Annotated in this window: 3 protein-coding genes and 1 pseudogene; all 4 read left to right on the top strand. The window is 57.2% G+C overall.

Features of this window, described 5'->3' with window-relative positions; genetic code table 11:
• Positions 1-190: 190 nt before the first annotated feature.
• On the top strand, positions 191-676 hold the full coding sequence (locus tag CXY75_RS08270; RefSeq protein ID WP_369826700.1) for a carboxymuconolactone decarboxylase family protein: 486 nt from the start codon (positions 191-193) through the stop codon (positions 674-676).
• 595 nt (positions 677-1,271) lie between these two features.
• A pseudogene (locus tag CXY75_RS19445) lies at positions 1,272-2,375 on the top strand (MFS transporter).
• 1,156 nt (positions 2,376-3,531) lie between these two features.
• The gene (locus tag CXY75_RS21010; protein WP_104082342.1) at positions 3,532-3,741 is read left to right on the top strand and encodes a formate dehydrogenase accessory sulfurtransferase FdhD; all 210 of its coding nucleotides are present in this window, start codon (positions 3,532-3,534) and stop codon (positions 3,739-3,741) included.
• 90 nt (positions 3,742-3,831) lie between these two features.
• Positions 3,832-6,135 carry an FdhF/YdeP family oxidoreductase gene (locus tag CXY75_RS08250; RefSeq protein WP_104082341.1) on the top strand — a complete coding sequence of 768 codons (2,304 nt, stop codon included), beginning with the start codon at positions 3,832-3,834 and terminating at the stop codon, positions 6,133-6,135.
• Positions 6,136-6,802: the final 667 nt, after the last annotated feature.

The raw sequence follows: 6,802 nt of genomic DNA, 5'->3' as shown, positions 1-6,802 counted from the left end.
GGGGACGTAACGATCAGTTCTTCCCTGAGGCAGGCGCGCGAGCCTACCTCGATGATCTTCCCTCCGCTGAACTGCACCTGCTCGATACCGGGCACTTCGCCTTGGATGAGCAGCTGGACACCATTGCGCATCTGATCGAGGACTTCATCGCGCGTCATGCACGATAACGGCTGCTCTACGTAAGAGCATCATGAACACAGATAGAAAGATAACGATAATGTCATTTGAGCAACGACTCTCCGTCCGGGACGTCGATCCCGAGGCTTACAAACCGATGTTCGCCCTCGAGAAATACATCCACGCGGGGAGCCTGGGTGAAGCCCTGCTGGCGTTGGTGAAAATTCGTGCTTCGCAGATCAACGGATGTGCGTACTGCCTGGATCTGCACGGGCGTGAAGCCCGAGCGGCGGGCGTCGATCAGCGCCGCCTCGATGTGCTAGCTGGATGGGAGGAGGCACCGAGTCTGTACTCCGAGCGCGAACGTGCCGCCATCGCACTCACTGAAGCGGTGACGCTCATCGGAAACGGAGGCGTGTCTGACTCGTTATGGGGGCAGGTGCAGAAATCATTCGAGGAGAAAGAAATTGTGCAACTGTTGATGGCCATTGCTGCGATCAACGTGTGGAACCGCCTGGCGGTCAGCACTCACCAGAGCCTTCCGCGACAAACGGCCTAACCACTCACGCTACTTGCACGATCGGAAGGTAGCGCGGCACACGTCGGGACGGCGGAGGCATAGCCACGGCAGCCCTGTTCTTATCGAATGAGATGGTGACTACTCTGCGTCCATTCCCCACCAAACACTCACTTTTGGCGCGACTGGACTAATAGTCGCTGCATCGTTGAAGCCATCGTTGATGCCTGCTTGCATGCGGCCATCCGCATTTACAATTCGTTTCATCACGAGCTGTAGTGGGTTTTGCATCAGGTAAGCCGATGGCAGCTGTCGAGGCCACAAGCCAATTTACGGGGAAAGAACGATGATCACGCAGAATACAACGCCGCGCGTTGGCATACCAGCAGCCGACCGTCAACGAACTATTCTTGCCCCCGATCGCGTGATGGTGTCTAGTCTCGACTCGATCAGGATGGCCGTGTGCGCCCTCGCGTTCGGCCTTCCATTTCCACATGGCGTGCGCCGTTGAGTACCGACGATTCCGACGTGACCAAGGTGCCAATGGCCGCTGCCGAAGGCGCGGTCTCAGACTCGGCGCCCCGTGGTTTCCTCGCGCTGGTCACCGCGGCCGCGTTTCTGACTTTCGCAGGCCTTCATGGTCGCCCCGATCCTGCCCCAGCTGGCGCAAGCGTTCCACACCGAATCCGGAACAATAGGTCTAGCCGTCCCGGCCTATCTGCTTCCCTACGGGGTAATGACGTTGCTATGGGGGCCGCTCTCCGACCGGATCGGACGACGTCCCATCATTCTCGGCTCGTTGTTGACGTTCGCCGCTCTCACCGCGGGCACAGTCTTGTCTGACACGGCCGGAATGTTCATGCTGATGCGTCTTGTGACGCGGGCGGCGGCTAGCGGAGTCGTCCCAATCTCCTTAGCGTTGATCGGTGACGTGGTCCCCTTCGCTCAGCGCGGCAGAGCGTTCGGGTGATTGTTCGGTGGAATGGCCGGAGGCATCGCAGTCGGCTCTACCGCCGGCGCCCTGGCGGAACCAACCATCGGCTGGGAAGGTTTGTTCCTCGTTTCCTCAGCAGGCATCTTGGTAATCGGAGTGTTGTCCGCTTTCCTGCTGCCCATCTCACATACGATCCGAGATGCGCCGCCGTGGAATGCTGTGATCGCGGCCTACGGGAAGCTACTGTCCATCTCACGAGGCCGGCGGACCTACAGCTATGTGCTCCTCAACGCCGTGCTGCACTCCGGGATCTACACCTGGCTTGGCCTGTACCTGGTCCAACGTTTCGGGCTCGGCCCGATCGGGGTTGGTCTAGCGCTGCTCGGATACGGGATTCCCGGATTCCTGTTCGGCCCGATTATCGGGAAGCTAGCCGATCGTTATGGCCGGGCGAAGATCATCCCGGCAGGGGTGCTTATCGCCGGAGTGTGCGCGCTCCTCCTGGCCATCGAGGCGCCCTTACCGGTTGTGGCCATAACCATCGCCGCGCTGTCTCTGGGGTACGACATGACGCAGCCCCTGCTGGGGGGTATCGTCACGGATTTGCCCGGTACGATCGGGCAGGCTGTAGGCCTGATGGCGTTCGTTTTGTTCATCGGATTAGGTCTGGGGAGCCTGGTTTTTCAGGGCTTGTTAGTGATGGGCTTCCCTACGGCACTTACGATCTTCGGGATGGCAGCCTTGGTGGCTGCAGGAATCGGACTGCGACTCTTCCGGGAAGAACAAGCTTCAGTCCCCGTGGAGTAAGTAAAACACCTTTTCCGGGCGCGTGGACTAGCGGGATGACAATCGGCGACACTCGGGAACCGCGACGCGTTTCTTTCGAAAATTGGCCGATATTCCTGCGCAAAATGAACAAGTGACCGGTGCAATTTTCATCGGGTGTACTGCACGGCCAAAGAAATATTCGGCCTGATCTCACGTTCATAGAACACGAAGGACTGATGACCTTCGCAGAGATGACTCGTCTGGCCTATGTCTTGATGGCCTAAGGCATCAAGAAGATCCGGTGACCGAGAGAGCCGCTCCTGCACAGGGGCTTCGAAGAGCTCGTGGCCATGCTCGCCGCGCTCTACGCTCCCACGGTCGGCACAGCGGCATCGCTCTGACCACGAACGCTTCCACCCTTGCCCTGAAGATACAGACGCGCAAGGACGCTGGCTTAGAGCGAGGTGCTCTGTCGTTCCCTCGACGATACGATCTTTCGCACTCGGGTCTTCGTTTAGTTCTAAAAACGTCGTTGTTGTTCGTGAGTCCTGCCGCTCAGACACTGTTGAATCGGGTAAGAGTGTCGGCTGGGACGGACCAGGGGCGTGGCTGGCATCGCTGGACCAGGTTTGACAACGGCTGGGTGTGGCCAGGATTCATCTGGGCCGGACGGGAGTCAGACATGTTATCAAGCTCGACAAAGTAAGAATCGTTCTATTCCACCCCAGGTCGGGACCGAGTACTTGCATGGTTCGTACTTAGCTGATAGGACTAAAAATATGAGTAGGACACTGACTCGACAAAAAATCGCCTGCTTTAGAGTGAATGAGTCGTCAGTCGTGAAAGCGGACACCTTTACTCGCGTGATGCCGCTGGAGATCAGAGGTGGCGGGATTCCTCACGCGGTGACGATGCGCACATTCAAGGACGACTATGACGTGGCTGCCGATTTCCTCGTATCGTGGGGCTTGATTGCCGGAGGTGATCAGTTTGCGTCGGCTCGACATTGTACCGGGTCCGCTGTAGAGCGGCTAAATACGTATAGCGTTCTCGATGACGTGCTGGCCACTGGTGTTCGCACCGAAATCCACGTCTGGAACTCAATTTCTACGCCACGAATTCTTCTGGTGTCCGTGGTCAGACCAGCGTTGACGTGGTGCGTACGTCGTCTGTGTATGAAATAAGCGCCGACGAAATGATAATCGACCCGGGTTTTTGGCGGCAGGCTTCGACAAACTGCGCGCAGAACAGGCTGTCTTTTCGAGACACGGTGCTCACGATGTCGAGCCGGACGAGCGTCGAATTGACGCACAAGGCCACGATGGCCAGCGTTTCGATGTTGGCCAGCGTCTTGGCTCCACCCTTCTTAGCCGTCGAACTGACGTCTGAGGGGGAATGGTATTAGAGGACTTCTTCAGGAAAGTTTGATGGTGATCAATTCCGGCGATAAATACGTCGTCGAAAAACCAGCGAGGTTGAAAGGAAGTAATGCGATATGAATGCTAAAGCGCCGATCCAGGATATCAACGAAGATGCCACTGAGATGCTGATTGGAGACCCGAAGACGTGGGCTGCCGGGGTGCCGGGGGTCACCCATTCCATGGGACCGGCCTTCTTGGAGATGGGCATTGGTCGCAGTCTGAAGCTGCTAACGGATATGAACCAGAAGGACGGCTTCGACTGTATGAGTTGTGCTTGGGCGGATCCGGATCACCGAAAGACGTTCGAGTTCTGCGAGAACGGGGCGAAGGCCGTCACGTGGGAGGCTACGCCGGTGGCTATTCCGACGACCTTCTGGTCGGCACACTCCATCAGCAGCTTGCTGGAAAAGTCCGAGTACTGGCTAGGCATGCAGGGGAGATTGATTGAACCCGTCTACAAGCCGAAGGGCAACGACAACTACGAGCCGATCAGCTGGGACGACGCGTTCACGCTCATCGGCGACCGGCTGAAAGTTCTTGATTCTCCCGACGAGGCGACGTTTTATACCAGTGGTCGCACCGCCAACGAGACCGCATTCATCTACCAGCTTCTCGCCCGTTCACTGGGCACCAACAACCTCCCCGACTGTTCCAATATGTGCCATGAGTCCACTGGACTGGCCATGGGCCAATCCATTGGCATCGGAAAGAACACAGTCGCCTACAAAGACTTTGCCAAGGCGGACCTGATCATCGTCATGGGCCAAAACCCTGGTACAAACCACCCCAGAATGCTCACGGCCCTCGAAGAGGCTAAGGAGGCCGGTGCAGATATTGTTGCGGTCAACCCGCTCCTCGAGGCTGGTCTTATCCGCTACAAGAACCCACAGAAGGTGAAAGGTATCATCGGCCACGGAACCGGCCTTGCCGACCAGTACGTGCAGATCCGCGCCGGCGGTGACGGGTGGCTGATGAAAGCAATCTCCAAGCGTGTCTTCGAAGCCGAAGCCGCACACCCCGGAAAAGTGCTCGATCACGAGTTCATCGAGGAGCACTGCGCGGGGCTTGAGGAATTCAAGACACATGTCGCCACGCTCGATCACGACTCGGTTCTTCGAGCAACCGGACTCACGACGGAGGAGATCGACGAGCTTGCTGCACGATACATCAAAGCAGACAAGGTCATCATCACCTGGGCGATGGGGCTGACTCAGCACAAAGACGCTGTTGCCATCATCAAAGAAATCATGAACCTCCTGTTACTTCGGGGAAACATCGGTAAGCCCGGCGCAGGCGCCTCGCCGATCCGTGGACACAGTAACGTGCAAGGCGATCGCACGATGGGCATCTGGGAACAGATGCCCCCAGCATTCTTAGATGCCCTCCAGAAAGAATTTCACTTCGATCCTCCCCGCAAGAACGGCTTCGACACAGTTCAAGCAGTGGAAGCGATGCTCGCAGGAAAGACCAAGGTGTGGATTGCCATGGGCGGCAACCTGGTGTCCGCGGTATCAGATACGGCAGCGGCCGAAGCAGGATTCCGCTCTGTGGGTCTCAACGTGCAGATCTCAACGAAACTGAACCGTAACCACCTGACGGTGGGCGACGAAGCGTTGATCCTGCCAACCATGGGGCGCACCGAGATCGACATCCAGGCAAGGGGCCCGCAGATGCTCTCTGTTGAAGACTCCGTCTGCGCGATCCATGCGACCAGAGGCAAGATCAAGCCGATTTCGGACAAGCTACTCTCCGAAGTGTCAATCGTCACCCGGATCGCACGCAAGGTATTCGGTGATGATGGGCCCATCAACTGGGCCGGGTTTGAAGAGAACTATGACACGATTCGCGATCACATTGAACATGTGATCGAGGGCTTCGACAACTTCAATGAGCGACTCCACCGGGACAACGGTTTCATCCTCCCTCACGGACCGCGTGATTCACGGACCTTCAGCACGCCAACTGGTAAGGCCATGATCACGGTCAATGAGCTCGAATACATCGAGTGTCCACCCGGACGGCTGTTACTGCAATCCATGCGCGCGCACGACCAGTTCAACACGACGATCTACAGCCTGGATGACCGCTACCGCGGCATCAAGAAGAGCCGGAAGGTGATCTTCGTCCATCCAGACGATTTGCCCATGCTCGGTGTCGAAGATGGCCAGATCGTTGATGTGCACAGCGAGTTCACTGACAACGTCGACCGGGTCGTGCGCAACTTCAGGGTTGTCGCATTCCCGACGTCACGCGGGTGTGCAGCTACCTACTTCCCCGAGGGGAACCCGCTCGTCCCGCTGGGTTCCACGGCCGACGGGAGCAACACACCGGCTTCGAAGGCGGTCGTCGTTCGGCTGCAACCGGTCGAGACGGACTGAGCTGCCGCGGACATTTCGGACACTGGTCCCTATGAAAATGAAGGGGTAAAAGCATTGAGCCCGCTATCGGGACTTCGACGCTCAGTACCTTCCACAAGGCCGAAATCGGGTAGACGCTGCATTCGTTGGAACCCGCTGTCACCGCGCTCTTCGCTGGGTCAGACCACGGCTCTTTTTCCCAGGCATACCGGAAAAAATCGCGACTCACAAAGAGTACCTACACTTTGTGACAGGCCGACCGGCAAGCACGGTTTCCTCGTGGTCGATGCGGCGTCGATTGATCTAGTTGCGTATCGGGTCGGCCACAAGAGGGGTCGATCATATCCACGACTGGCTGTCGGTACGCAGATAGCATACGAGCCGAAATATCGAGGGCGCACGTTGATGAATAGACATCGGGAATTTATATCCGTCAATCGTTTCATAGATTTGCAGAAGCAGGGGTTACAGATAAGGCCATAAAGGAGTCGCGCAGAGCTTTTCTTTGGTTTAATTCGGCTCCTTGACCGGGTAGACCTTTAGTCATACTCTTTAAATATGGCTCCACCTCTCGGCAGCGCACTATGTCAGTACTGCGCCGAGAGGGTGTTGTGTGTGAACTTTCCTACCGACTCTAAAATGAGCAACCGTGCGGTCGCCACTCAATCAAGATGCCCAGCCGCCGAGT

The organism is Cryobacterium sp. Y11, from assembly GCF_002929535.1.
Lineage (GTDB): Bacteria > Actinomycetota > Actinomycetes > Actinomycetales > Microbacteriaceae > Cryobacterium.
The sequence above is the reverse complement of the archived record's forward strand: the minus strand, read 5'-3'. Positions and strand labels throughout refer to the sequence as shown.

Bases quoted from the DNA above. Each gene is read 5' to 3' on its own strand.
- CXY75_RS21010 (WP_104082342.1), top strand. From the start codon at position 3,532: ATGATAATCGACCCGGGTTTTTGGCGGCAGGCTTCGACAAACTGCGCG.
- CXY75_RS08270 (WP_369826700.1), top strand. From the start codon at position 191: ATGAACACAGATAGAAAGATAACGATAATGTCATTTGAGCAACGACTC.
- CXY75_RS08250 (WP_104082341.1), top strand. From the start codon at position 3,832: ATGAATGCTAAAGCGCCGATCCAGGATATCAACGAAGATGCCACTGAG.